The organism is Thalassotalea euphylliae, assembly GCF_003390395.1.
In the GTDB taxonomy this organism is placed as follows: domain Bacteria; phylum Pseudomonadota; class Gammaproteobacteria; order Enterobacterales; family Alteromonadaceae; genus Thalassotalea_F; species Thalassotalea_F euphylliae_C.
Genome location: NZ_QUOV01000001.1, coordinates 3,447,403 through 3,473,490, shown reverse-complemented (window position 1 = coordinate 3,473,490; position 26,088 = coordinate 3,447,403). Strand labels below are relative to the sequence as shown.

Sequence of the window (26,088 nt, the reverse complement as noted above, 5' to 3'; positions counted from 1 at the left end):
GAGGTGACTAATATGCTATTTGCAACTAACCGCACACCGAAAGAATCACAGCGCAGCAAGCGCAATCGAAAAATATCGTTTCCAGTGCAGAAGACTAGAGCCAGTCTTGATATGTATTTCTGCGAGCGAAATGGCGTTGATGATTATACCGAAATTGGCAGCCCTGCATTTTTCGAACGCCTGAAAAACCTGCCAAGTAATACACAAGTACTGCTTTATATCCACGGCTTTAATAATACTGCTGAGCCAGACATCTTTCCTAATGCCGAAGAGTTACAACGGCTTATTGATCAGGAAAGAGGTTCTAATTTTGCTCATGTGGTACCACTAATGTGGCCGTGTGATGACGATTCTCCCGCTGCGTTTATCGATGATTACTGGGATGATCAAAAGGCCGCTGATGCTAGCGGTATAGCATTTGCTCGCATGCTGACTAAATTCGATAACTGGCGTAAAGCAGAAGCAGCCAAACCTAATCCTTGTACTCGACGAATCAACATCTTGGCGCATTCAATGGGGAATAGAGTGCTACGCAACGCTATCGCAACTTGGGGTAAACATGATCATACGGGGCAAGTGCCACAGATTTTCCGCAATATTTTTATGGTGGCGGCTGATGTTATAAATCATTGCTTGGAGCCGGGAGAAGCAGCTGAATTTGTACCCTATGCCTGCCGCAACTTAGTGGTTTATTACGCCAATGACGATTTAGCCATGCCGGCGAGCAAGCTGGCCAACTTGAAAAATAAAACGGTATCACGGCGGCTTGGCATGACAGGGCCTGAGAATATGGAGGTATTGCCGAAAAACGTTTTCGAGGTCGATTGCGACGACTTTAATAACACCTTTGATAAACCCAAAGGGCATTCTTATTTTCTTGCCGTCAATGGTAAAACCAGCCCTGCCTTGCTGCATATGTTAGCTGCGATGGAAAAAGGGCGAGTAACGCCAAATGATCGCAGTCAAGAGCTTGAATACGATCGATAAATTCAGGCCAGCAACCGAAGGCTAACATGGTATGATATCGCATTACTTTCGACACTCTACTTTCGGTTGCTACTTTTAGCAGCGCAAAACTTTGGCAGTAACGTATGAATCATCAACCTAATAACCCATTGCATGGTAAAAAACTGGAAAGCATCATCAACGAGCTAGTCGCTGAAATTGGCTGGGAAGCAATGGGGCAAAATGTAGATATTCGCTGTTTTACTAACGACCCTTCGGTTAAATCTAGCTTGAAGTTTTTACGCAAAACGCCTTGGGCGCGGGCCAAGGTTGAAGAAATGTATATTAATGTGTTTCATGGGTTTCAATGGAAGTAACGGCTACTTGAATAGAAACGTTAGTTCTACCACTGCTCTGCCCAGCGGATAAGATCGTTAACGGCCATGGGTTTTGCGATGGCATAACCTTGTGCAAAGTTACAGCCTAAATGTTGAAGTTCATGAAGTGTTTCTAGGTTTTCGACACCTTCAGCAACAATATTCATATTCAACATTTTACCTAGCATGATGCAAATCTTAACAATGATCATTGCCTCTTCATCAAACAGCATGCTAGAAACGAATTGACGATCAATTTTCAGCTCAGTAAACGGCGCTTGATAAAGTTGCTGAAGTGATGAATATCCTGTACCAAAATCATCAATCGATAGGTGAAAGCCCTTCATTCGCAAACGATTTAGCACATCCAACGACGAAGTTAACTCGCCCATAACTGCACTTTCAGTGAGTTCCAGCGTTAAATTATGAGGTGCTAGATGGTTTTTGTCGGTTAGCGCTTTTAATTGTTCCGGTAAGCTCAACGCAATGATGTTGTCTGCCGAAACATTGATAGATAAAGACACTTCTAAGCTCGATTGAATAACGGCGCTACTTTCTTTAACCGAAATGTTTAGAATTTCTTGCGTCATTAGCTCAATTAAATTGTGCTTTTCTACAACGCTAATAAACTGATCAGGGTAGACAAGCCCATCTTCTGGGTGTTGCCACCTTACTAGCGCTTCAACACTGTTGATTTTGTTTGTCGTTAGGCATATTTGTGGCTGGTAATGCAATACGAACTCATGATTTTTAAGCCCTGCTTCTATCTCTTCAGGTGAGTATTGCTGTTTTACGGTTTTAGGATATTTGGGCTGGTTAAGGTTAACAGACACTCGATTGAGAAGCTCGATAAAGCTTTCCAATTCAATCGGTTTAGTTAATGTTGCTAATACTTCAATATCATGTGCTTTGGCTAATTGCTCGGCAGAGTGTAGCACTTTTTTATCAAAACCGCTTACTAAGATAAGTGGGCAGTGGTGCCCGCGATCGGCGAGCATGCGAATAACCTCTATGCCATCGAAATCGGGCATAAATAAATCAAGTACAAGCGCGTCACATGCAGGGAACTCTTGCGTGAGAAAACTGACTACGTTCGTTTCAAAATCGGCTTGCCAATTGGCTTGTTCAGCAAACTCTTTTAACAATTCTGCATACTGCTCATTGTCGTCCAGAATAAATAGAGCAGCCTTATTGTTATCGTGCACAACAGCTTCTAATCTAATCCATGATGCAGTAAAAGCTAGCAGTAAAACCTTATGTTTTCAAATGATTAAATTTTGCTTGACGCCAAAGTCATTGATTACATTAAAAGTCTTAACGTGAAGCAGGGAAGTGCTTTTCTCTGACTTTCTTCATATGTTCGCTAAACATTCGCTCCATTTTAGTGGTACCGCAACGCGCCCATGACGTTGCCGTTACGCCTTCAATGCCGACTTTGCTGAGGTCTTCAGTGATGATACAAGCACCATTGTCTGTTTTTGTAATTGAAAGTGAACTATCAAGTTGTTGCGTGTTTTTAGCTCGTACTTGGTCTTGAGTAAGTGGCGACACAGATTTAGGAACTGGCGTTGGGTTCGGGTGCATGTTTGAAAGTGAACGGTGTTGAAAGTGTTCAGCCAGCTCACTTTCTACTATGGCCGCATCTATGCTCTTGCGCATATTTTCAAGCTGCTTCATAGGGTTAATTGAAATCGACTGGTTGCCTTGTGCTGAAGTTAATACGCGGCCATTAGTTAGTTGTTGATGAGGAGAAGCTAGTGGTTCCTCTGTAAGTGAAATTGCGTCATCCACTCTTGATAAACTATCGCGATCGCTTTGTTTATTTTGCTGAGGTGATACTGACGCACCCTGGTTATTTTCCGTTGCCTTAACTTCATCTTGGGTCTGCGATATTTCTAAAACTTCTTTTGTTTGCTCCAAAACCTGCTTTGACTCTAGCGCAACGGGTTTTGACTCTTGCAAAACGGGCTTTGATTTGGGCGGAGTATATAAGTAACTTTTAACTGGTTTTGCTGATTCGATTGTCGGAGGAACGAGATGTACATTTTGCGTTGAGTACATAAGCGAAACAATAATTGCAAAGTGCGCAATTATTGACAGAATTAGTGCCTTGCTACGTCCTTGTACCACATTGAATAACTTTTTAACCAACCTGCTTAGTAGAGTTGCTTCACATTAATAAGTTCCAGAAAAGCTGATTATTTCTCTAATTAAGCGAGGAGTGTAGCTTTGTACGTTGCCCGATATTTCGCGACTGCCATGCTAATGTCAAAATAATTACAAAATAAGCGGTATTGGCGGGTGCTTGTAAATTAAAGTCGACGGTAATATGAATCAGCATGCCAATGATGGCCGTCATGCAACCAAAGGCAACGCCTTTCATCAATGCGTGATTACGTTGTCGCATAGTTTGCATACATTGCCATAGACTCATTAGCACAGTAATACCTAGCAGCAAGGTGGCGGGAATGCCAAATTCTACCGAAAATTGAAGGTAGTCGTTATGTGCATGATCGTAAAAGCTTGTTACTTTTTCGCCTTGTACCATAGGAAACACGGTATAGAAACTTCCTGCGCCATATCCGACAATCGGCCTTTCTTTGAGTAATGTTAATCCATAGATATTAACTTCATCTCGGCTTTCCTGAGCGAAGCTAGTGCTTTCAATATGAGCTTTAACTTTATCCACACCAAACCAAGCGCCAAGAATAAAAGTATCGATAAGAAATAAACTGACGAGCAATATGGAAAGGCTAGGTGTTCGATTCTTAAAATAAATCAATGCGTAGAGCCCTGTAATGGTTAATGCAACGAAAAATGCTGCATTACCCATGCGAGAGCGAGATGCGACAAGGCCAATAACAAGTATAGCAAGAGCAATTCTAACGACAGCTTTGCCTTTTATCATGGCTGATAAAAAGCTTTTTAAGCGCTGTTTCACTGAGGCTCCGCTATTTTTAGACAAACTAGCAACGAGTAAGCCTACGCTTGTGGCTGTGGTTAATAGTAAGAAGTTTGCAAAGTGGTTTTTATAGTAAAAAGAGCCCGTAGCATAGTGGCTAATGTGTTGCTCAAATACTAGCGATTTTTCGAGTCCTGCGTAGATGCTAATAACGCCATAACAGGCTTGAAATAAGCCGGAAGCTAGCATGACTTGAAGTAAAAGCCTGATATGTTTTTCAGTGTTAATCAGTATTATTGTTAACACCATAATGCATAGATAAGACATGCCTTTGATAAGGCTTGAAAAACCTTGGCTTGGATCTAATGAAATGATATTGGCATTGGAACTAAGCTCCCCTATGAGATCCCCGCTACTGCTTATTGCAAATGGCATAGGCACTAATTGTACTAGCGTCCATACCTGAAATAGCATGATTGGCAATAATAATAGCTTATAGGGTTTTAGATTTTCCCAAAGGTGAGTTTTAGAATTCTTCGATAGTGCAGTTGCCAGTAGCAATCCGGCAAGTGTGATAAACGATACCGCAGCCATTATTGCCCATGCCCATGGTCGATTAGAGCCAAGCGGTATAGGCAGCCAAAACACTAAAGTTAAAAAAACGTATAGGCAAAAAGAATGGACATTAGCCATGCTAGAGTAATCTTTTATTTATTGAGGGCATTAAAAAAGGCCCAGTTTAGGGCCTTTTTTAAAAATGATAAAGTTAGTTTGCAGAAGCTGCGTTGGTTGAATCACCAGTTCCGCCATTACGGCCACCAATAACTGGCGGGGCTGTTGCCGCAGAAGCTGGCACAATCGCCGAGTTTCCTGCTGCTGTTGGCTCAGAAAGGGTTGCTGGATCACCACCACCGGCAATGGCTGCTAGCAAAATGTCTGCTGGCTGCATCAAGTTTGTATCTGCCGCCGCTTGCATAATTGCTTGATGTTGCTCTGGTTGCGAATTGTTGATCGCCACTTCAATGATTTGATCGGCAACGCTTGAACACGAGGTTAAGTATGTTGTTAATACTTCATTTAAATTGACTTGCTCGTTAATCGCACTGACAATTGGGGAAGTGAAATCACTACAATTGATAGCTGTTGCGTCGGTTAATTCAGCACTGTCTTGTGCTACAACTGCCATACTGGTAATACCAAGAAATAGCGTCGTCCCTAAAATTGCTTTCTTCATCTTTTTCTCCAGCGTTGCTCTTAATAAAGCAAAGAACATCTCGTAATTTTATAAACGAATGTTTAAAAAATCAACAAATTGTCTGAGCTATGTTTAAGTTTTCTTTATTTTGCTTCGGGTTTGCCTACAAAATAACCTTGGTAGTAATCACAAAATAGCGACTGCAAAATATCTAGCTGCTGTTGTGTTTCAATAAGCTCAGCAATTACCTTTATATTGAGATTGTGAGCAATATTGATCAGCGACTGCACAAACAATTGATTTTCATTTGAAAGGGCGAGTTGTTGGGTGTAGCTGCCATCAACTTTGACATTATCAGGTTTAATTTGCATCAAGAAAGAAAACGACTGAGTTGTTGCACCGAAGTGTTCAAGTGTAATGGCACAGCCAAGTTGTTTTAATGCCTTGATTAGCTCAATAATTCTTGGCGCATTCGCCTGCAAGCTTTGTTCACTTATTTCAAAGCACAAAGCGCCACACAATTGAGGCTGAGCTGTAAGCTTAGCTAACAACCAATTGATAAACTCGTCACTGCGCAATGAAGCGCGGCTGATATTAAGAGCTAGTGTTAAGTCACTTTGCTGAGCTGCTTTAAGGCCTTGCTCAATAATTAATTTATCAAGCTCGGTAGTTAGTTGGTATTTTTCCGCGACTAGAAAAAGCTGTGCCATTGAAACTTCGCGGTTGGCATCTGACAACCTAGCGAATACCTCAAGCTGACTTGTATTTTTTGCGTTATCACAAATAGGTTGGAAAACCAGATCTAACGTTTCCTCTGCCAATAACTGTTGAACATAGGTTTGCCAATCAAGGTTTTCTTGAGGAATTACCATATCTTGAGCCAGTGCCCAACCGTTTGCGTTCGTTGTCGCTTCTTTTAAAGCGCTGTCTGCTGCGGCAAGTACATCAGTGGCAGATCCATTACTATTAATGGCACTAACGCCAATATGAGCAAAGGCACTAACGTTATGGCGACTAGGGGCTTGACTAAAATATTCAGTTAGCTGCTCTGCCAATTGCTGAATTTCTGCTTGGTTCGTACCTTTAGAGATTACCGCGAGATCTGAACCACTAATTCGAAATAGCGTTTGCGACTCATGTGTGATTTTAGTTGATATAGTGGCGGCTTGTTTAACGTACTCATCGCCAGCAGCATAACCAAGTGATTTATTCACATCACTTAGCCCTGTTAAGTGAATAATCAGCAGGTGTCCCTCTGAGCTCGCTTCTTGTGCGGTAAATAAAGCTGAAAGCTGATTGTTAAAAGCTCTTCGATTAGGTAGCTGTGTTAGTTCATCAACAAACGCAAATTGACGGTATTTCTCACTTTGCTGGCTTAACTCCGCAAACATGTTTTTTAGAATATATGACATGCGATTCATTGCATTAACAAATAAGCTAAGTTCGCGAGGTTTGGGAATATCAGTAACTTGAATAAAGTTGCCTTGGCAAATTTCATCTGCTTGTTTAGCAGCGCGATGAATTGGTTTAGTAATGGTATTCAGTAGCCAAAATACTAAACCACCCGTGAGCAAGAATAATCCAAATACCATTATTGATATTGCCTTAGCACTCGTCCACAACTGTTGATAAGCATAACCTGGGTGAGTTGCCAAGGTAATGGTTCTAGGGCTTTGCCAATTGATCAAAAATTCAGTACTACCAGTAGGTGTTTGGATTGGGAACATCGCGGTAAACCAAGCTGGAATGGTTTCATCAGCACTCGGATTCTCTAATTGGTATAGTAGTTTTGATTGTTGATCGGTTAAGCGAATATATTGGTAATAACCACTATCGAATATAACGTTAATTCTCACCTCGGCGATAGCCTGATACAACTCAGGATCGTTTGCAGCTTCAGAATCGCTTTGAATGGTGTGACCTAAAGAAGTGGCGGCGTCTTGTGCGTGAACCGCTAGTTGCTGGCTAATAAAATCCTTGGTGCTGGCGACATTAATCCACAATGTCGCTGCGAAAATCAGCAGCAGTATTGAAGCTAATCCTAAATAAAGCTGTTTAGATAAACTCATTTCAATCTCATCTTTATTGTTGTTATTTGCCTTGTTCGATTCTAACTAGCATGTTTTCCCACATGCCATGTCCTGTATTTCTTAGCTTTTTACCACGTCCTTGAGCTTTAGCTGCCCATAGGCCATCACCATTGAAACTATACACTGGTTTTAGGTCACGCCTTAAGTTTGCGGGTAAAATACGTTTGTTCAAATTGTCCAAAAGCAGCGGCATCGCATCAGGTGTTTCAAAATAGGCCAACACCATATGAGCTTGCTTGATGGATAGTGCTTGCACGTACATGAGTCGTAATTTCTCTTTTGGAACACCAAGCGCAGTGAGCGTAAAGTACTTTGCGATACTGAAATCCTCGCAATCGCCTGCGTTCTTTCCTAAAAACTCGACCGGCGTAGCCCAGTAGTCTTTTTGTCCCCACACTTGGTTGTCATCAACAAAGCGCAATTGGTTGAAAAAACGATTAACGGTGTGAAGCTTTTCTTTTTCGGAGTCGTTTTGGTATTCAGATACGATATCACGCCAACGAGTAACACGTTCTTTAGCGTCTTGACCGTAATTTTTTTTTACCTGATTGATGACATCAGCAGCAATGAACAAATTAGAGTCGTTGCTACTGAATATTTGAAGAGATGTAAATAAAGAAAAAACTAAACAAATAGTTTTAAACCACTGGGGCAAGTTTGTTTCCAATAAATACACTAACAATACTTTAAAAGTAACAAACTTAGATAACTATTACATTACCTTTTTTGTTATGCTTTCTGTTAGTATCGCTTCATTGTGTTGTTATTTTTATTGTTCTTTTACGAAAAATTTAAGTTGATTTTATACGAAAAAATATCATTAAACAGAGCGACGATAAAATAATTGGTATAGTTGAGGGGACTGGAACTTCGACAGCAGTTATGACACGCAATTGATCAGCCCACTTAGGAGCAACTTTGAAATCAACTTCAATAGTTCTCAGGTCATTACTTATCCTGAAGAAATCATCTGTACCTTGGAATATTGAAGACTCTAAACCCCTTCCTACACCTTTGTTTCCATTTACGTCCTGTCCTTCAGGCCCTGTTATTGTAAAGTAATCAATATTTGCAAGGTAATCACTTTCGGTTAACAGCTGCTTACCATCTTCAAATTGAGAGTTGTCAGGTCCTGTCCATATAAGGGCTAATATTTCTGTGTCAAACACAAATGTTTCGTTATAAAACCTTATAGTATTTGCCCCAGCATTAGAGCCCACTGCATCAGCATGAAACAGAAAGCTATTGATAGCAGTTCCATGACCTATTATCTCACCAAACGCATTTTGTTCTGGTGTTAGGCTATTTAAATCGACTAATTGATCAACCACAAGGTCATCAGTAAGTGTAAAATTTTGACGCTCTTCAATCAAAAATACGTCGAAGTCACTTTCTAGTGAGTTCATATTTAATGATGTGGGGGCTACATGGATAATGGTGGCAAATGCACTCTGAGTTATTACTACAACTGTTAACAACGTACTAACGATGAGTTTATTCATATACTACATATTCCTTTAAACTAACGACATTGACTGCTCTATAACTTTTTACAATGTTTAAAGATGTTTAAGTTTGACCCTATTGCATAGAACACTGTACTTTAAAATACAAGCAAGAAAGATACCCTTTTTATTAAGCTTTTGTTTTCCTTGTTTTATTTTGTTTTTTGTTTTTGGCTTTCTATTTTTTTATGTACTTCTGTAAAAAAACTGGACATATTCTGATTAAATTTAGTGACACTAATAATCCTTTTAATTTTTATCTATTTAGGTAAGCATATCATATAAGTTTAGTTTAAGTGCTGGGGTTAAAAGACGCAAAACTCTCGAAAAAAATGATGAAAATAAGCATAAAAAAATATGCTGCTTTTAATTGGGCATTACTAGATCAAGCTGTGGTTAGTGGCAGCAATTTTTTGTTAGCGATAATACTGGCAAGGTTGCTAGGGTTGGAGTTGTACGGTGTTTATGTAATTACATGGCTTGCTACACAATTTTTTAATGGTATTTTTGTTTCAATTATAGTGTCTCCAATGCTCTCGATCAGTCCGAAATTAAAGGCACATAACGTTGCTAATTACTATTGTGGAACACTAATGCTTAGCTTTTTAGTTAGCTGTGGAATCAGTGTTTTTATTGCATTGCTTTCTTTATCTAGCTTGGTAACGCTTTGGAGCGGTCTCTCATCTACAGAAATTAAATTACTTGCAGTTTTAACGTTTTGTAATCTTATGCAAGAGTTCTTTCGGCGATACTTTTATGCGCGTAGTAGGGTTAGAGCTGCTTTTTTCAATAGCTGTTTATGCTTTGCAATCATTGCTTTTTATTTAACTGTTCAACTGAAATTCGACAATAAGCTTTCTTTAATAGATGTTTTTTACATGATGAGCTTAGCCTATGGTGGCGCTAGTATTGTTGGTTTTCTCTTGTGCGAACATAAAACCTATGGATTCAATGGAGTTAAATTTGTATGGCATAGAAATTGGGGAAGTGCGAAGTGGATGCTAGCATCAACCATATTACAATTTTGCAGTAATAATTTTTTTATTGTCGTAGCTGGCAATATTTTGGGAGCGTATGCTGTTGGTGTTGTCAAGTCTGCCCAAAATATACTAGGTGTAACTCATGTACTTTTTCAGGCATTGGAGAACTATTTACCGACTAGGGCAGGGGTTATTCTTGATAAATTTGGTAGCAACGCACTTTCAACTTTCTTGAAAAAGGTACTGATTCTGGGAAGTGTAGCAACGGGTATTATTAGTATGTTAATCGCAATGAATGCAAACAGTTTGCTAATGTTGCTTTATGGAAAGGAGTTTACAGAGTACGATTGGGTTTTGATGTGGTATGCATGCCTTTACGTCCTTATGTTTTTGGCATTTCCTCTCCGAATTGGCTTGAGAGCAATAGAGCGAGTGAATGCTGTTTTTTATGCATATGGTATTGCCGCCCTATTTACATTATTAACAAGCTATTTTTTAGTCAGCGAATTTAATATTAAGGGAGTTTTAGTTGGTCTTTCAGTAACTAATGTCTTAATGCTGTTAGTTTTATTTATTAGTTTTTACAAGGGAATAAGAGATGGAGCTCGCTGATGCACTGCAAGACATTATTACCAAATTTGCAAAACACTTAGAAATAAAAGGTGTTGACTATGTGTTTTTTGGTTCCCCTACTGGAGATAAACTCTTACGTGGGGATCTAGACGTTTATTCACCAAATGAACCCAGATTTGATGAAGCTGTCAAAACTTTTTGTCAGCATTATCAACTCCTTTTGGTAGGAAAAACGTTTCATGCAACAGGGGTAAGATATGATATTGCTTTCAAATTAGAAGGTGCTACATATATTTTTCCTGGCCCGGACCTACTCAAATATCCTACGTGGAAGGTAAAAGGTAAGTTAAATGTAGACTTCACTTCTGTAATTAAACATAGAGAACGTAGCCCGAATGGATATTTTGAACCAAATAATCATAGTGCTTTTTTGTTTTACTTAATTAAGAAGATTGATAAAAAGGCAATTTCAAAATTAGAGTTCGATTATTTAGTTTCGCTTTATAACGCTCAAGAAAGAAACATAGATTCAGCTTTGCAACAGCTATGGAAAGCAAAGGGCAGCGATGTTGCTTTGTGTTTTAAACAAAAAGATATGGTAGGTTTTGAGAGCATATCAGAAGCTCTATTTGAAGAGTTAGCAAGTCAACAGTCTTTTGATTTTGAAAGATTATTTTATAATATAAAACGCATTGCATTTAGGCTATCAAAGCGAACTGGCTTGCATGTTGTTTTTATGGGGCCTGATGGAAGTGGTAAGAGCACTATTATCAGCCTATCGACTCCTCTTTTAAAGAATTCTTTTAGGGGAGTGGAGTACATTCATTTTCGACCAAATTTAGCAAATAAAAGCAGCCAATCTGGTTACTCTGTCGTAAGTGATCCTCATAAGAGTAAAGCAAGGGGCTATTTGGGCTCTCTTATGAAGCTCTGCTATCTAGTTGGTGACTATTTTATTGGTTATTTAGTTAAAGTACTTCCATTATTGGTTAAGTCAAGGTTAGTAATGTTTGATCGTTATTATCAAGATCTAATGGTTGACCCTATTCGCTATCGACATAAAGGCCCCAATTGGTGTTTAACTTTACTAGGGAAAATTGTTCCTAATCCTGATTTATTCATTCTAATGGACGCCCCAGCCGAGGTCCTACAAGAGAGAAAGCAAGAAGTTAGTATAGAAGAGAGCCGACGTCAAAGAGATGCGTATTTAGAGTTGTTTGAACAACTTCCTAATGCTTATGTAGTTGACACTTCTAAAAATATAGATGATGCAGTTAATGAGACAGTAGGTATTTTAGTGAATTATATGTCAAGGCGATTAACAACTCGTAATGAGTCCAAGCTGAGCTATGGCCAAAAAAATTAAAGTTACTGTAGTTACCCCCGTATTAAACGGCGCTAAGACAATAGAAAGATGTATTCGTTCTGTACAAAATCAAAGTTATGTTGACATAGAGCATATAGTCATTGATGGGGACTCTACAGATGGTACACAGTGTATAGTGAATAAAATGGGGGTTCGACTTATCTCAGAACTAGATGCGGGAATATATGATGCTTTTAATAAGGGAATTGCTGCCGCAAGTGGTGATGTTATTCATATTCTCAATGCTGACGACTATTATCATAACACTAAGGTAATAGACGATTCAGTTAAAGCAATAGAAAAATATGATGCAGATATTTGCCATGGGCTAGTCGAACAAGTAGATTCAGAAGGGAATTTTGTTTGGCAAGTGGGGATAGATACAGAAAAAAAGCACCTAATGAAGAAAATGAAAGTTGCTCATCCTTCAATGTTTGTTAGAAGGTCAGTTTATGAGAAATTCGGAAATTATAGTGTTGGATTTAAGATCGCTGCCGATCATGAATTTGTTCTGAGAGTGTGGGATAAAGTTAAAGTTACATATATAGATAAACCCTTCTGCAAAATGTCGATTGGTGGGGTCAGTACCAGTAATGTCGAGAAAAGTTATCGAGAGTCAGCAGCAGCTAGGCTAATGCACGGAGGGGGGCTAATTACTACGGTTCTGAACTACTTGTGGCAAGTATATAAACATAAGTACTTGGTAGAACCTATGCGAAAAATGGGTTATCGGAGAAAGTGAAAGTTTTAATATCTGCTTATGCATGTGAACCCAACAGGGGTTCTGAAGCCGAGGTCGGTTGGCGTTGGGCACTGGAAAATATTAATGCTGAACATGATGTTTGGGTGTTAACGAGAAGAAATAATAAACCAGTAATAGAAGACTTTTTGAAATCGTCTTGCCAAGCCAATAACATAAACTTTATTTATTATGATCTTCCCGTTTTGATTCTTAAGTTTAAGCAAGTTGGCAATTTAGTACACCTTTATTACTTACTGTGGCAATGGGGAGCATATAAAGTAGCTAAGTTGTATCACGCAGAGCATAAGTTCGACCTAGTACATCACGTTACATTTGTTAGTGTCAGGCAACCAAGTTTTATGGGGGGCTTAGGAATTCCTTTTATATTTGGTCCTGTAGGTGGGGGAGAGTCTTCTCCAAAAGCTTTGAGGAAGTGGTACAGCGCGAAAGGAAAATGGCGAGACGCGCTTAGAGATGCAATGAATGCTTTTATTAAGTTTGATCCTTTTATGCACAGCACTTTTAAGCATGCAGATAGAATTTTTACTACTTCAAGTCAAACGAAAAATTTAATACCAAAGAGATATCATTATAAAACTGACGTTAGATTAGCGATAACTACTGAACAACTCGATAAACCAGTAAAGGCAAAAGTATTAAGACGTACAAAATTTAAGTTACTGTTTGTTGGACGTTTTGTTTATTTAAAAGGCTTACCAATTTTATTTAGAGCGCTACAAAAATTGAATGTCATGGGGGAGAGAGTTGAGCTAACCCTAATTGGTAAAGGTGAAGACCAAAAGGTGTTGTGTGAGTTAGCCAAGTCTTTGAATATAGAAAAACAAATTATATGGATAAACTGGCTTCCACATGAAAAGCTAATTGAAGAGTATCAACATTACGATGCATTTGCTTTTCCAAGTTTACGGGACTCTGGAGGGTTAGTCTTACTTGAAGCAATGAAGAATGCACTTCCTGTATTGTGTTTTGACTTAGGTGGGCCAAACACAATTATTGATAATACATCAGGAATAAAAATTTCGTCTAGAAACTTGTCTTCAGATCAAGCGGTCGATGCCTGGGTTGATGCTATTAAAAAAATCAGCAGAGACAACGCTTTATACCACAAGCTGAGTTATGGTGCGTTACTTCGTGTTTCTGCATTTACCAGCGAAAGCTTAAGGCGTGATGTATATCAGAGATTAGGCTTGTAAACATAGTGTTGTACGCATGACCCCTGTATTTATTTTTTCATTACCTAGATCTGGCTCTACATTAGTACAAAGAATTTTATCGTGTCATGATGAAATTAGCTCAACCCCCGAACCCTGGATTTTATTGCCTCTAGTTAATATGCTTAAACCTGATGCTGGGGTTGCCAAATATTCTCACGCAACAAGCGCAAATGCGATTAACCGATTTGCAAATAAGGTAAATATTAAGGTTGCGGGAAATTTCAATTCACAGCTAGCTACTTTTGTTCAGGGTTTATACACTTCCGCAGCAAATGAGGACACTAAATATTTCGTCGATAAAACACCAAGGTACTTTCTAATAATTGACGAGATTGTTGAGCTCTTTCCTAACGCAAAGTTTATTTTTTTATTTCGCCAACCTCAACAGGTGTTGTCTTCTATTATTGAGACATGGTGCGAGGGTCGATTTTTTAAATTATATCGAAGCCGTGTGGACGTAGATGAAGGTCCTAAAATGCTTTTTGCTGGATATAAAAAATATAAAGACAGGTCCTTTGTTGTTGATTATGAGAAGTTAGTGACTGATTGCGATCACACCTGCCAAGAGTTGTTTGATTATTTGCAGCTACCATGGACACCGAAATTACTTAATAGGCTAAATCAGCAAAAGTTTGATAAAGAAGAGTTAGGGGACTCCGCGGGTCAAGAGCATTATGATACGGTTTCAAGTTTGCCAGTAGAAAAGTGGCTTTCGACGTTTAATACAAGAGCTAGGCGGATTTATTTAAACCGGTATTTATCTGGATTGGGGCAAGATACTCTGAGCTTTTACGGTATCGACAAAGCGAAGTTATGTACATTGGCAAAAAATGGAAGTAGAAAAGAAAAAATATGGAGAGAAATTATTGATATTTTAGGGATAAGTTATCAATCACTGGTCCATCGATTTAAATTAAACTTGCTTCTTTCAAGGAAGTATTCATCTTCTAAGTCCGGTTTTTATGACTAAGTATTCGATATTTGAAAATGTGAGCAAAGGTGATGCAACTCACGTTCTTATGCCTAGTTCGACGAAACCTAAATTTATCATCCCATTGAATAGCAAATGCTCAAAATGGCAGGCAATTTTTTTACCGAGTTTTAATCAAAAAGTTAAGTTTTGGCTAGATAGACTTTTTTATTTTGGGAAAGCTAGAAAGTACCTTAGGTTGTCAGCGAACTTCTCAGGTTATTTTAATAGAACATTTGGAAACTCAGGACAAAACTTATCTTTGTATATAGGGACACCAGGCCCGTATAGTAAAAATGTTGCGTTTTTTCCTATTGACGAAAATGATTGTTGCATTATAAAAATTGCCTCAACAGAAAGTAGTAAGTTGCTGATAGAAAAGGAGGCTATCGCTTTACATGAGTTGGAAGGCAAGCTTGATAATATTCCTGAAGTGAATAGTGTAGTTAGAATGGATGGTTACACGATGCTTAATCAATCTGTAGTTGCTGCTTCTGGTTTTGTATCCGCTAAACATTTGAATGAAGTAATTAGTTTTGTTGATGTCCTATTTGAAAAAACAACTCAAAAATCATCCTTCTGCACTTCCACAATGTATTTTTGTATCAAGTCGAATTTAAATCAAATAGAACATAAGCTAGATCAGAGAGAGCTTAAACACTATAAGTCAGCATTGGCTTTACTTGAAAACGGTTTAAAAGGACAACTTGAGTTTTCACGAGTTCATAGAGACATGGCACCATGGAACTTGCGCATAACAAAGGGATCGATATACGCTTTTGATTGGGAGTTTTCCCAGCCTTGCTTCGTACCTATGTACGATATATTTCATTTTTTATTCATGCCTAGTGTATTAAAAAACAAACTATCAACGAGCTTTGTCGAAAGCCAACTTTCACGCCTAGAGTGTGCCCAATATAAAAGATACAGGCACTGGATGTTTTTACCTAAATATCAACTGCTAGCTTACCTATTGGATATATGTACGTTCTATTTAATGTCTCAAGATGGGAGCCTAGGGCCAAATAATATTATTGAAAATGGCTATGGAAAGCTTATCGAGAATATTGTGTGTGAACTAAATGAATAAATATGAAGAAGTAAAAACAACCTACTGGAATTTGAGGTTTCTTGATAAATTATTGATTATTCTCCTTTTAGTTGTAATTTGGGGGCCTCCATTTCCGCTTCAAAAAGCTGTTGAGGTTAACGAATTTGCAAGGAGTGCCGGCGCTTCTCTTGCTGGAAGCCTTAATACTAAGGCTTATTTTCAAATCGCGGCATGGTTTATTTTTGCGATAGTTTTATTTTTTTCAATATTGACAAAAAAAGCTGGCTATTTAAGAGATGTTATTAAGCAAAGCATGACAGTAAAACTATGGTTTTCATTGCTTTTTTGTTGTGTTATTTCTCAGTTGTTTTCTGTTGGTTTTTTACTGTCTGGCTTTAGATTATTTCAATTTTTCGTATTGCTGATGTTTGCTCTGTATATGCTAGCCTCTGGCAGAGCCTTCATAAACAGTACTTTGTATTTAGTTGGCAGTTATATAGCCATTAACTTTCTATATAACATAATTATGTTTGTGGTTATACCTGACGCTGTAGTGCTAACCAGTTACATTGGTTTTGAGCGTTTAGTTGGAGGTTGGTTTTTTCGCCGTGATTATGGCCTGTGTGCCTTATTAGTTTTGTTTTATGGTGCAGCAAAGTTTTTTTCAAATGGTTATTCATTATCTAACATATTAATTTGTTTATTCGCACTTATTGGGCTTTACCTCGGTGGAACACGGGCTTTAATGATAGCTGCAATAATATCAATAGCTTTTGTATGGATAGCAACTCGTCGTAACTTAAATGTAAAGATAATAGCTAAAGTTGTAGTACTTTTTTTATTTTTAATTATAGCTATCTTCCTTCCTGAAATAAATGAAACGATGGGACGCAGTGCAAAGTCTTTAGCAACAGGATCAGGAAGATTTGAGGCTTGGAATTTATTCATTTCTGATTTTTTCAGCGGTATAAATGTAGTTTTTGGAGGTGGTTTCTTAGTTGGAGGGAAAAAAATAGCTTTAACCTATTACCAGGGGGCCTTTGGCAATATGCACAACATGTACTTAGAAGTATTAGTTGACTTAGGACTTATTGGTTTTACAGTATTTATGTTGATGGTTGGCGTAAATTTATACAACATCATAAAAATATTGAATATGTCGAGTTTTGTGACTCATTATGATTATCGAAATTTAATCATCGCGATTTTGATTTTTATTAGCGTGTTAGTATTTGGTGTTACATCTAATGCATTTATGGAAGATTTTACAGTAAACACGTTTATTTTTTTATTAAGTTCTTTTTATATATCATGTTTTTCTCGCTATTACTGTTTGGAACGATAAATTGAAAATTCTCTTTTGTCATAATTTTTACCAACAATTAGGTGGTGAAGAAACAGTAGTAAAAAGTGAAATTAAGTTGCTTCAACAATATGGACATCAAGTTGAATTATTTAGCGCCGATAGTAAAAACATTCGCTCATTGATCGATAAGATTAGTTTAGCTTTGAATTTATCATACTCAAAAGAGTACAAAGACAAGCTTAAAAACAAACTCAAAACATTTAGTCCAGACATGGTTCATGTACACAACGTTTTTCCATTGTTAACTGTATCTATATTTGATGCATGTCAGGAAGCAGGTGTCCCTGTTGTCGCCACTTTACACAATTATAGGTATTTGTGTCCTAGTGCAACATTGTTCATTGACGGTAAATTTAATTTTCAAAGCATAATTTTTACTCCCTACCTTCAAGTAAAACATAGAGTATACAGGGACTCCTATTTGGCCACTTTTCTATTGGCTAGGGTGATTGCTCGCATACGTAAAAAGCGTGTTCTGGAAACCAAGGTAGATGGTTTGATAGCAGTATCAAGTACTGTAAAGAAATTGTACCAACAGGCAGGAGTACCAAGTAATCGTATTTACGTAAAGCCAAACTTTGTTCAATCAAAAGGAGACTTAGAGTCAGAGTTATGTGGAAACTATGCAATTTATTGCGGCCGCTTATCAATCGAGAAAGGTGTTAATACCTTAATTAAAGCATGGCGATCGACAGATATTGAATTGAGGATCTTGGGCACTGGCCCGCTAGAAGCTGAGCTAAGAAAAAACGCTCTGCCAAATATAAAATTTATGGGGTATGTAGAACAGGAAGTTGCGCTAAAAGAAATTTCACAATCAAAATTCCTTATCGTACCGTCGGAGTGCTTTGAATCTTTCGGACTTTCAATTATTGAAGCATATTCATGCGGTATACCCGTTGTCGCAAGTAATGTTGGAGCACATACAGAACTTGTACATCATGGTAAAAATGGATTGTTGTTTAATGCTGGTAATATTTCTGAATTGCAGGTACAGATATCGCGTATATGCTCGAATGAAAAAGAGAGGAAATTGTTTGGTAGCGAGGCATTAAGGCTATTCAACAGTAAATTTCGACCAGAAAGTAATTATTTACAGTTATTGAAAATATACAACGAAGTGACTCAACGAACTATAGAAAAGCCATTGCAGCAGGTTAAAGTCTTAGGTATGCATACTCATGCAGCCTCATTTAAGAAAATAGTAAATTCAATAGAAAGTATGATTATCAGACGAAAAGGTGCGTATATATGTGTATCAAACGTACACATGTGTATGGAAGTTTACGACAATAAAACCTTTTCAAAAGTCGTTAACAGCGCGGATCTTGTTGTTGCGGATGGTCGCCCCATTTTTTGGGCTCAAAAACTCTTAGGTCAATCTGAAGCTCAACAAATCCGAGGCCAAGATTTAATGATTGAACTATGCAAAGTTAGTTCAACTAAAGGCATTAGGCTTGGTTTATATGGTGGTAACTCTATAGATGTACTTGAGCTTGTTAAAAATAACTTATCAAAGAAGTATTCAAATATTCAGATAGTCTACAGCTATTCTCCACCCTTTAGACCCTTAAGTGAAGAAGAAGATAAAGCCCAAATTAAAGCTATTAACGCTCTAGAAGTAGATGTACTTTTTGTTGGGATAGGATGTCCCAAACAAGAGAGCTGGATGGCCGCCCATAAACATTCATTAGATTGCGTGATGATAGGTGTAGGGGCCGCTTTCGATTTTATTGCTGGTGAAAAAAAGCATGCGCCAGTGTGGCTTCAAAAAGCTGGTTTAGAGTGGTTGTTTAGACTTGCTTGCGAACCTAGAAGGCTTTTTAAGAGATATTTTAGACAAAACCCTCGATTCTTATATTATTTCGTTAGACAATTGTTAAACAAAAATAAAAAATGAAGTGGTAGAGCTAATTAGTATGAGTAAGAAAGTCGCGTTGATCACAGGGGTAACTGGGCAAGATGGCTCTTATTTAGCTGAATTCCTGTTGGAAAAAGGTTATGATGTGCATGGTATCAAGCGTCGGGCATCGAGCTTTAACACTGAGCGAATTGACCACATCTATCAAGACCCTCATCTGGATAACAAAAGTTTCTACTTACACTATGGAGATCTTACTGACACTTCCAATTTAACCCGCTTATTGTCAGATATTCGTCCAGATGAAGTATACAATTTAGGGGCGCAAAGCCATGTAGCGGTCTCGTTTGACAGCCCAGAGTATACTGCTGATGTTGACGCAATTGGTACTCTAAGGCTTCTAGAGGCCATTCGCTTTCTGGGGTTAGAGAAGAAAACACGATTTTATCAAGCGTCTACTTCTGAGTTATACGGACAAGTGAAAGAAATTCCACAAACTGAAACTACACCTTTTCATCCTAGATCACCTTATGGCGTTGCCAAAATGTATGCATACTGGATGGTCGTTAATTATCGCGAAGCGTATGGCTTGCATGCCAGCAATGGTATTTTGTTTAATCATGAATCACCTCGCCGTGGTGAAACCTTTGTTACGCGCAAAATTACGCGGGCGTTAGCCAATATTGCTCAAGGATTAGATTCTTGTTTGTATTTGGGCAATATGGATGCGCTGCGCGATTGGGGACATGCACGCGATTATGTAAAAATGCAATGGATGATGCTTCAACAAGAACAGCCAGAAGACTTCGTGATCGCAACGGGTAAACAATACTCTGTTCGACAGTTTGTTGAGCATGCGGCTGATGAACTAGGGATTAGTATTGAGTGGCGAGGTACTGGAGTAGATGAAATCGGTGTTGTTAAAGCAGTAAAGTCTGAGCATGCGCCGAGTGTTAAAGCTGGCGAGGTGATAGTTCGAGTTGATAAAAAATACTTCCGACCTGCTGAGGTAGAAACACTGCTAGGCGATCCATCAAAGGCTAAGCAAAAGCTAGGTTGGCAACCTGAAACTAGTTTCGAGGCAATGGTTCAGGAGATGGTACAGCATGATTTGGCTATTGCTAAACAGCACGCTTTACTTAAGTCTAATGGATTCGATGTGAGCATGGCGGAGGAACGTTAGTGTCTATGCTCAATATTAAGCCAAAGCAACGAGTATTTGTTGCAGGTCACAAAGGCATGGTAGGTAGTGCATTGGTTAGAAAGCTAGCGCTAGATCCCAGCATAGAACTAGTAACTTGTGCTAGAAAACAGCTAGACCTTACTGATCAGCAAGCCGTATTTGAATTTTTAGCTGCTCAAAAAATAGATCAAATTTATTTAGCAGCTGCGAAAGTTGGTGGTATTCATGCCAATAACACTTACCCTGCTGAATTTATTTATGAAAACCTCGCTATTCAAAATAATATTATTCACGGCGCCCACCTAGCCGACGTAGATAAGTTGTTGTTCCTTGGCTCGTCATGTATTTATCCCCAACTAGCATTGCAGCCAATGGCCGAATCCGCGTTGTTAACCAATACGTTAGAGCCAACTAATGAGCCCTATGCAATTGCCAAGATTGCTGGTATCAAGATGTGCGAATCATACAATCGACAATATGGACGGCAATATCGCAGTGTTATGCCGACAAACTTGTATGGCTCCAATGATAATTATCATCCAGAGAACTCGCACGTTATTCCTGCACTTATTCAGCGATTTCATCAAGCAAAAATACAAGGTGATAGTGAAGTGGTTGCATGGGGCAGTGGCAAGCCGATGCGAGAATTTTTGCATGTCGACGATATGGCTGATGCCAGTGTCTTTGTTATGAACTTAGACAACAAACAATATCAGGCAAGTACCCAAGAGATGCTTAGCCATATTAATGTAGGAACAGGTGAAGATTGCACAATTAAAACCTTAGTGGAAACAGTTGCTAAGGTTGTAGGTTTTGATGGAGAAATTGCGTTTGATACTTCTAAACCCGATGGTGTACCGAGAAAGCTAATGGACGTTTCACGACTCAGCTCTTTGGGCTGGCGTTACCAGATTAGCTTGCAAGAAGGCCTAGCTCATGCTTATCAATGGTATGTTGATAACGTTGAGCAGGCCAGAAGCCACTGATATATTTTAAACCTAGGATACAGGCTAAATTTGTGAATTTTGACAATGGCTTAGCTTTGTAGTGGTCAACTTAAATTGGCCACGGTTTTGTATTCAAGCCAGTATCTTTTCTCTGACTCATTTGGGGTTAAACCAGCATTGTAGTGATGCGGCCTAACTGAGCTGTAATAACCAACAATATAATGTGTTATTTCAGCTCTAGCTTCAGTAAAGGAACGGTAACCCGTTGTGGGTATCCATTCTGTTTTTAAACTTCTAAAGAATCGCTCCATCGGGCTATTATCCCAACAATTACCACGGCGACTCATGCTTTGCTTTATCTGACAACGCCATAGCAATTGACGGTAGCTTCGGCTGGTGTAATGCGTCCCTTGGTCGCTATGGAACATCACACCTTTAGGCTTACCACGCATCTCATAAGCCATCATCAGTGCTTTGCTCGTCAATGCTGTATCAGGCGATAGTGACATTGCCCAACCAATCGGTTTTCTCGCAAATAAATCAATAACAACTGCTAAATAAGCCCAGCGATTGCCAACCCAGATATACGTAACATCACCGCACCAAACCTGATTCGGCTTAACCACATCAAACTGCTGATTGAGATGGTTAGGTGTCGCCACATGCTCTTGATTTGCTTTTCTATAACGGTGCTTCGGTAACTGGCAACTCACCAAGCCTAAACGTTTCATATAGCCTGTCGCCCTGAAACGTGAAATATCATAGCCACGGTCTATCGCTATCGTGGATATTGTACGAGAACCCGCTGAGCCATTACTTTCACGGTGGATTTGCTTAACGACAGCGATTTCTTTTAATTGCTTGCTATTCGGCTTCTTAGAGCGCTTATTCCAATACTTAAAGCTACTGCGATGAACATTAAATGTTTGGCAAATGGTGAATTCCGCATAGCTCTCTTTGAGTCGTTTAATTAGTTTAAATTGTTCATCGAGTCCGACATCAAGAGAGCGGTAGCCTTTTTTAGAATTTCCTTTTCTAATTCAATGCGTTTTATCTTTTTCTCAAGCTCTTTAATCTTACACTGCTCTGGTGTCATTGGGCTGGCTTTGCTGGTGATGCCTTTGCGTTCATTACGAAGCTGACGCACCCACTTATCCATTGTCGACTTACCAACGCTCATCGCTTCTGCTGCTTCTCGAACGGAATAACCTTGATCAACAACTAATTGAGCAGCTTCTAATCGAAATTCTGGTGTGAAATTACGTTTGCCTGTTCTTGTCATTTTGTCACCTAATCAATTTTATGAGGTGATGATACCACCTCTAACTAGGTGGCCAAATTTGTTATACCACTACACTTATTAGCTGAAAACTAATAAGCGTTTTTATTCACAAAGCCTGTAAACAAGGTGTGCACTAGAATTCTTAGGTCAAACATCAGTGACCAGTTTTGAATATAAAATAAATCATATTCTACTCGTTTAGTCATTTTATCCAACGTGTCTGTTTCTCCTCGCCAGCCATTAACTTGCGCCCAACCGGTTATGCCAGGCTTAACTTTATGTCGCAACATATAACCACCGATTAATGAGCGATATTCTTCGTTGTGTTCAACGGCATGGGGACGCGGGCCAACTAGCGACATTTCACCTTTTAGCACATTAAAGAGTTGTGGGAGTTCATCTAATGAGGTACGGCGAATAAAAGCGCCAACTTTGGTCACTCTGGCGTCAAATCGAGTTGCTTGTACAACTTTTCCTTCAGTTTTGGGCACTAACTGCATACTGCGAAATTTATATACGTTGATTTCTTGACCGTCTAACCCGTAGCGATTTTGCTTAAATAAAATAGGCCCTTTAGATGTCAATTTTACCGCGCAGGCAATCACTAACATTGGAATTGCTGTAAAGGGGAAAATCAGCAAGGTTAAAACTATGTCTTCAAGTCGTTTAAGTGACTTACTAAACCCTTCAAATGGAGTATCGAATACGCTAAGTGTTTGCATGGTGCCAATATGTTGCCAACGAGCATGGAGTAAGTTGTAAATGAAAAAGTCTGGAATAATATGAACGGTTGCTGTCGAGTCGCTAAAGCCGGTTAATATCGTTTGAATACGCTCTTCTGCCTTCATGGGCAAGGCGATGTAAATATGGTCAATATCGTTGTTTTGTTTGGCGAGGGCAATCGCGTCGTCGATAGCCCCTAATAGCGTATGGTCTCCGTTACCGTTAAATCGGCTAGGATCCCTATCATCGTAAAAACCAAGGAGTTCAAGGCCAAGTTCTGGGTTTTCCTTAATTTGTTTTGCTAGTTTATCGCCTGCATTGGTTAAACCTACAATAACGACTTTTTTTAAATTCAGACCTGTGCGGCGAAACTTAAATAAAATAGCGCGAAAAATTACCCGCCAAATATTTAGCGCGATTAGGGTAGAAATGAACCAAAGGCCAATTGCCAATCGTGAATAAATTGCCCCTGTTTTGGTGAAGTAGGCAAGGGTGATAAGTATCGTACAAGTTAGCCCCCAAACTAGGCTAGTATATGCCATCATGGTGAACGTAGTAGATGTTCGCCATGAACGATATAGCTCAAAGGTTTGGCTAAGAAATAGAAAGCTTGAAAGTGCAAGCAATAGCACTACTAGGTAGTTGATATCTAAAGTAATTTGTTTGGTTAACAGGATAATTAAGAATAAACCTGAGATAACGACTAGGTCGACCAGTCGGTATAGTGCTGAGAAGCTGCTTTGAATCGTAGTAAGTAAGCCATTGTACATGTTTTTGTAAAAATATTGTTATCAAGTACAGGGCTAGTTATTTTGCTTGGTGCACATTCGTAAGTCAAAATATAAAATAAATCATAAAGATAGTGTCAAATAATTTAACACTTCTCGCTAACCCTTACTACTTCAATTGTTAGCATTTGTCTGTATAATCAACAGCGTTAATATATTGGAATAATAAGAATAAAATTTAAAGGGAAAGCAATGCGCGTATTTCCGTTGGCTGCAATAATGGGGAGCCTATTCGCAGGCCATGCTCACTCAGCAATCATTAATGAAGACGATCGACAAGATCAAAGTATTGAAGTCTCTGGTGGGCAGTTTACTCCGCTAATCAAAGTGTATCAGCGTTATGATGATAATGTAGCCAGCTCGGATATTGACGATATTAGTTCTTGGGCAACTATTTACGAGCCAAGTGTAAGTTACAGCAAACAATTTGGTGAATTTGGTAAAAACAGCTATCAATTGGATTATGTGTTAGCACATGGTGCTTTTCATGCCAGTGATGAAGACTCTTACACGGATCATGACATTTCAGGCAAAGTTAATTATGAAATTAACAGTCGCCATCGTTTTGTCTTACAAGGTGGTTATATTGACAGCCATGACGAGAGAGGTAGCCGCTTTTCTATTGGTACGGGCGAAGGGTTAACAGAGCCTGACACATATCAGCAGTTTTATACTAATTTAGAATACAACTATGGCATAGTTGAAGCGGATTTAAGGCTGCAATTTGAATATGGACTTTTAGATAACAACTATGACGCGCGTTTTGTAGTCGATGCAAGTGGTAACCCGATAGACAGAACCCGTGAGCGTGATCGCCAAACAGATCAAATGCTGGCGAAGCTATACTACCGTGTAGGCTCAGCTACTGATTTAACATTTGAAGCGGTGCGTTTAGATGTTGATTACGACTTTACTCGCACACCAGAAAACGAATTGTCTAGTGTTGAAATGCAATATTTACTGGGTGTTAAGTGGGAAGCAACTGCACTAACAACTGGTTATGCGAAAGTAGGCTATAAAGACAAAAACTTCGATTTAAACTCTCGAGAAGATCATTCAGGCTTTGAATGGGATGCGCAAGTGCAATGGGAACCGAAAACTTATTCTCGTTTTAAGTTAAGTACAGGCCGTTCAACCCAGGAAACCAATGGTGAGGGGTTCTTCGTGCCCGGACGAAATGGTCAAGGTTACTTTGTGATAAATACCACGCACGAGCTGGCATGGCAGCATGACTGGAATAACCGATTCAGCACCGAAGCATTGTATCGTTACAGTGAAGACATTTACGAAGGCGATGTCGGTGAAATTCGTGATGATGATAACAATGGACTTGTGTTAAAAGCATACTATGACATGTCATATTGGTTGAGCTTCACGCTTGAATACGTAAACAACGATCGTGACAGCACTCGTGCTAATTTGGAGTATGATCGCGATCTAATCACTCTGGGTGTAAGAGTTGCTCTTAAATGATAAATAAGCTGTTAAAGACTTTCTGCTTTGTGGTACTAACAAGCTGGCTATGTGTCCAGGCTCAGTCGGCCGGAGATTACCAACTTGGCTCAGGTGACACCATTAAAATCAGTGTTTTTGGCCAAGCAGACCTTTCGATTGAAACCTTGTTAGATGATAGTGGAAAAATTGAATACCCGTTTTTAGGGCAAATTCAGGCGACAGGTAAAACGTTAACCCAGCTACAACAAGATATTTTGGCTGGGTTGAAAGGTGACTATTTAGTTAACCCAAATGTCTCAGTCACTATCGTTGAATACCGACCATTTTTTATTGATGGTGAAGTAAAGCAGCCCGGTGGTTACCCTTTTCAGCCAGGTTTAACAGTTAGTAAAGCTGCAGCTTTGGCTGGTGGCTTTACTGAGCGCGCGTCGTTGTCCAAAATTTTTATTGTGCGAAGCAATGATCCTGAGCAAGCGTCGGTTAGTGTTACAGCGAATGCTTTAGTGCAGCCGGGTGACATAATCACAGTTCGTCAAAGTTATTTTTAGTTCA

The 26,088-nt window shown here is 39.0% G+C and carries 23 protein-coding genes; 14 read left to right on the top strand and 9 right to left on the bottom strand.

What is annotated here, in order from left to right; translation table 11 throughout:
- The first annotated feature begins 12 nt into the window (after positions 1-12).
- Together DXX92_RS15315 and DXX92_RS15310 are read left to right on the top strand one after the other, a co-directional pair.
- Positions 13-987, top strand: coding sequence for an alpha/beta hydrolase (locus DXX92_RS15315; protein WP_116001241.1), 975 nt, complete (start codon positions 13-15; stop codon positions 985-987).
- A 104-nt stretch (positions 988-1,091) separates the two neighbouring features.
- The gene (locus DXX92_RS15310; RefSeq protein WP_116001239.1) at positions 1,092-1,322 is read left to right on the top strand and encodes a VF530 family DNA-binding protein; all 231 of its coding nucleotides are present in this window, start codon (positions 1,092-1,094) and stop codon (positions 1,320-1,322) included.
- A gap of 26 nt (positions 1,323-1,348) precedes the next feature.
- Here the strand turns inward: DXX92_RS15310 and DXX92_RS15305 are convergent, their stop codons facing one another.
- From DXX92_RS15305 to DXX92_RS15275, 7 genes are all read right to left on the bottom strand, one after another.
- Positions 1,349-2,527: an EAL domain-containing response regulator gene (locus tag DXX92_RS15305; RefSeq protein ID WP_116001237.1), complete on the bottom strand. Its 1,179-nt coding sequence runs from the start codon at positions 2,525-2,527 to the stop codon at positions 1,349-1,351.
- Between the two features lie 109 nt (positions 2,528-2,636).
- Complete coding sequence (locus DXX92_RS15300; RefSeq protein ID WP_147301973.1) at positions 2,637-3,242, bottom strand: hypothetical protein; 606 nt, start codon at positions 3,240-3,242, stop codon at positions 2,637-2,639.
- A 286-nt stretch (positions 3,243-3,528) separates the two neighbouring features.
- Positions 3,529-4,917 carry an O-antigen ligase family protein gene (locus DXX92_RS15295; RefSeq protein ID WP_116001235.1) on the bottom strand — a complete coding sequence of 463 codons (1,389 nt, stop codon included), beginning with the start codon at positions 4,915-4,917 and terminating at the stop codon, positions 3,529-3,531.
- A 73-nt stretch (positions 4,918-4,990) separates the two neighbouring features.
- Positions 4,991-5,458 carry a hypothetical protein gene (locus DXX92_RS15290; RefSeq protein ID WP_116001234.1) on the bottom strand — a complete coding sequence of 156 codons (468 nt, stop codon included), beginning with the start codon at positions 5,456-5,458 and terminating at the stop codon, positions 4,991-4,993.
- 104 nt (positions 5,459-5,562) lie between these two features.
- Complete coding sequence (locus tag DXX92_RS15285; protein WP_116001233.1) at positions 5,563-7,488, bottom strand: bifunctional diguanylate cyclase/phosphodiesterase; 1,926 nt, start codon at positions 7,486-7,488, stop codon at positions 5,563-5,565.
- A 22-nt stretch (positions 7,489-7,510) separates the two neighbouring features.
- Positions 7,511-8,083: a transglutaminase-like cysteine peptidase gene (locus tag DXX92_RS15280; RefSeq protein ID WP_245961494.1), complete on the bottom strand. Its 573-nt coding sequence runs from the start codon at positions 8,081-8,083 to the stop codon at positions 7,511-7,513.
- Positions 8,084-8,300: 217 nt separating this feature from the next.
- Positions 8,301-9,011 carry a hypothetical protein gene (locus DXX92_RS15275; RefSeq protein ID WP_116001232.1) on the bottom strand — a complete coding sequence of 237 codons (711 nt, stop codon included), beginning with the start codon at positions 9,009-9,011 and terminating at the stop codon, positions 8,301-8,303.
- Between the two features lie 299 nt (positions 9,012-9,310).
- Here DXX92_RS15275 and DXX92_RS15270 point away from each other — a divergent pair, with 299 nt between their 5' ends.
- From DXX92_RS15270 to fcl, 10 genes are read left to right on the top strand one after another with little or no spacing between them, the layout of a single operon-like run.
- Positions 9,311-10,606: a lipopolysaccharide biosynthesis protein gene (locus DXX92_RS15270; RefSeq protein ID WP_116001231.1), complete on the top strand. Its 1,296-nt coding sequence runs from the start codon at positions 9,311-9,313 to the stop codon at positions 10,604-10,606.
- Positions 10,593-11,933 (top strand): hypothetical protein, encoded by a 1,341-nt coding sequence (locus DXX92_RS15265; RefSeq protein ID WP_116001230.1) that lies wholly within the window; start codon positions 10,593-10,595, stop codon positions 11,931-11,933. Before DXX92_RS15270 ends, DXX92_RS15265 begins: the two co-directional genes overlap by 14 nt.
- The gene (locus DXX92_RS15260; protein ID WP_116001229.1) at positions 11,917-12,675 is read left to right on the top strand and encodes a glycosyltransferase family 2 protein; all 759 of its coding nucleotides are present in this window, start codon (positions 11,917-11,919) and stop codon (positions 12,673-12,675) included. The genes DXX92_RS15265 and DXX92_RS15260 overlap by 17 nt, the downstream gene beginning before the upstream one ends.
- The gene (locus DXX92_RS15255; RefSeq protein ID WP_116001228.1) at positions 12,672-13,889 is read left to right on the top strand and encodes a glycosyltransferase; all 1,218 of its coding nucleotides are present in this window, start codon (positions 12,672-12,674) and stop codon (positions 13,887-13,889) included. The genes DXX92_RS15260 and DXX92_RS15255 overlap by 4 nt, the downstream gene beginning before the upstream one ends.
- 16 nt (positions 13,890-13,905) lie before the next feature.
- Positions 13,906-14,880 (top strand): sulfotransferase family protein, encoded by a 975-nt coding sequence (locus DXX92_RS15250; protein WP_116001227.1) that lies wholly within the window; start codon positions 13,906-13,908, stop codon positions 14,878-14,880.
- On the top strand, positions 14,873-15,970 hold the full coding sequence (locus DXX92_RS15245) for a phosphotransferase (RefSeq protein WP_116001226.1): 1,098 nt from the start codon (positions 14,873-14,875) through the stop codon (positions 15,968-15,970). The genes DXX92_RS15250 and DXX92_RS15245 overlap by 8 nt, the downstream gene beginning before the upstream one ends.
- Positions 15,963-17,276, top strand: a complete 1,314-nt coding sequence (locus DXX92_RS15240; protein ID WP_116001225.1) for an O-antigen ligase family protein — start codon at positions 15,963-15,965, stop codon at positions 17,274-17,276. Before DXX92_RS15245 ends, DXX92_RS15240 begins: the two co-directional genes overlap by 8 nt.
- 1 nt (position 17,277) lies before the next feature.
- Complete coding sequence (locus tag DXX92_RS15235) at positions 17,278-19,197, top strand: WecB/TagA/CpsF family glycosyltransferase (protein ID WP_116001224.1); 1,920 nt, start codon at positions 17,278-17,280, stop codon at positions 19,195-19,197.
- A gap of 19 nt (positions 19,198-19,216) precedes the next feature.
- Positions 19,217-20,341, top strand: coding sequence for a GDP-mannose 4,6-dehydratase (gene gmd / locus DXX92_RS15230; RefSeq protein WP_116001223.1), 1,125 nt, complete (start codon positions 19,217-19,219; stop codon positions 20,339-20,341).
- A gap of 5 nt (positions 20,342-20,346) precedes the next feature.
- A complete protein-coding gene (gene fcl, locus DXX92_RS15225; RefSeq protein ID WP_116001222.1) occupies positions 20,347-21,327 on the top strand; it encodes a GDP-L-fucose synthase in 981 nt (326 codons plus the stop codon).
- A gap of 65 nt (positions 21,328-21,392) precedes the next feature.
- Here the strand turns inward: fcl and DXX92_RS15220 are convergent.
- Both DXX92_RS15220 and DXX92_RS15215 read right to left on the bottom strand, forming a co-directional pair.
- Positions 21,393-22,570 (bottom strand): IS3 family transposase gene (locus tag DXX92_RS15220; RefSeq protein WP_115999378.1). Its coding sequence is split into 2 segments (ribosomal slippage): positions 21,393-22,303 and positions 22,303-22,570, totalling 1,179 coding nucleotides; the frame shifts between segments, so codons are not numbered across the junction.
- Between the two features lie 89 nt (positions 22,571-22,659).
- The gene (locus tag DXX92_RS15215) at positions 22,660-24,063 is read right to left on the bottom strand and encodes an undecaprenyl-phosphate glucose phosphotransferase (RefSeq protein ID WP_116001221.1); all 1,404 of its coding nucleotides are present in this window, start codon (positions 24,061-24,063) and stop codon (positions 22,660-22,662) included.
- 210 nt (positions 24,064-24,273) lie between these two features.
- On the opposite strand from DXX92_RS15215, the gene DXX92_RS15210 reads away from it, so the two are divergent.
- Both DXX92_RS15210 and DXX92_RS15205 read left to right on the top strand, forming a co-directional pair.
- Positions 24,274-25,554: an outer membrane beta-barrel protein gene (locus DXX92_RS15210; RefSeq protein WP_116001220.1), complete on the top strand. Its 1,281-nt coding sequence runs from the start codon at positions 24,274-24,276 to the stop codon at positions 25,552-25,554.
- Positions 25,551-26,084, top strand: coding sequence for a polysaccharide biosynthesis/export family protein (locus DXX92_RS15205; RefSeq protein WP_116001219.1), 534 nt, complete (start codon positions 25,551-25,553; stop codon positions 26,082-26,084). Before DXX92_RS15210 ends, DXX92_RS15205 begins: the two co-directional genes overlap by 4 nt.
- Positions 26,085-26,088: the final 4 nt, after the last annotated feature.

Bases quoted from the DNA above. Each gene is read 5' to 3' on its own strand.
- DXX92_RS15315 (WP_116001241.1), top strand. From the start codon at position 13: ATGCTATTTGCAACTAACCGCACACCGAAAGAATCACAGCGCAGCAAG.
- DXX92_RS15310 (WP_116001239.1), top strand. From the start codon at position 1,092: ATGAATCATCAACCTAATAACCCATTGCATGGTAAAAAACTGGAAAGC.
- DXX92_RS15295 (WP_116001235.1), bottom strand. From the start codon at position 4,917: ATGGCTAATGTCCATTCTTTTTGCCTATACGTTTTTTTAACTTTAGTG.
- DXX92_RS15290 (WP_116001234.1), bottom strand. From the start codon at position 5,458: ATGAAGAAAGCAATTTTAGGGACGACGCTATTTCTTGGTATTACCAGT.
- DXX92_RS15285 (WP_116001233.1), bottom strand. From the start codon at position 7,488: ATGAGTTTATCTAAACAGCTTTATTTAGGATTAGCTTCAATACTGCTG.
- DXX92_RS15275 (WP_116001232.1), bottom strand. From the start codon at position 9,011: ATGAATAAACTCATCGTTAGTACGTTGTTAACAGTTGTAGTAATAACT.
- DXX92_RS15265 (WP_116001230.1), top strand. From the start codon at position 10,593: ATGGAGCTCGCTGATGCACTGCAAGACATTATTACCAAATTTGCAAAA.
- DXX92_RS15260 (WP_116001229.1), top strand. From the start codon at position 11,917: ATGGCCAAAAAAATTAAAGTTACTGTAGTTACCCCCGTATTAAACGGC.
- DXX92_RS15250 (WP_116001227.1), top strand. From the start codon at position 13,906: ATGACCCCTGTATTTATTTTTTCATTACCTAGATCTGGCTCTACATTA.
- DXX92_RS15245 (WP_116001226.1), top strand. From the start codon at position 14,873: ATGACTAAGTATTCGATATTTGAAAATGTGAGCAAAGGTGATGCAACT.
- DXX92_RS15240 (WP_116001225.1), top strand. From the start codon at position 15,963: ATGAATAAATATGAAGAAGTAAAAACAACCTACTGGAATTTGAGGTTT.
- gmd (WP_116001223.1), top strand. From the start codon at position 19,217: ATGAGTAAGAAAGTCGCGTTGATCACAGGGGTAACTGGGCAAGATGGC.
- fcl (WP_116001222.1), top strand. From the start codon at position 20,347: ATGCTCAATATTAAGCCAAAGCAACGAGTATTTGTTGCAGGTCACAAA.
- DXX92_RS15215 (WP_116001221.1), bottom strand. From the start codon at position 24,063: ATGTACAATGGCTTACTTACTACGATTCAAAGCAGCTTCTCAGCACTA.
- DXX92_RS15210 (WP_116001220.1), top strand. From the start codon at position 24,274: ATGCGCGTATTTCCGTTGGCTGCAATAATGGGGAGCCTATTCGCAGGC.
- DXX92_RS15205 (WP_116001219.1), top strand. From the start codon at position 25,551: ATGATAAATAAGCTGTTAAAGACTTTCTGCTTTGTGGTACTAACAAGC.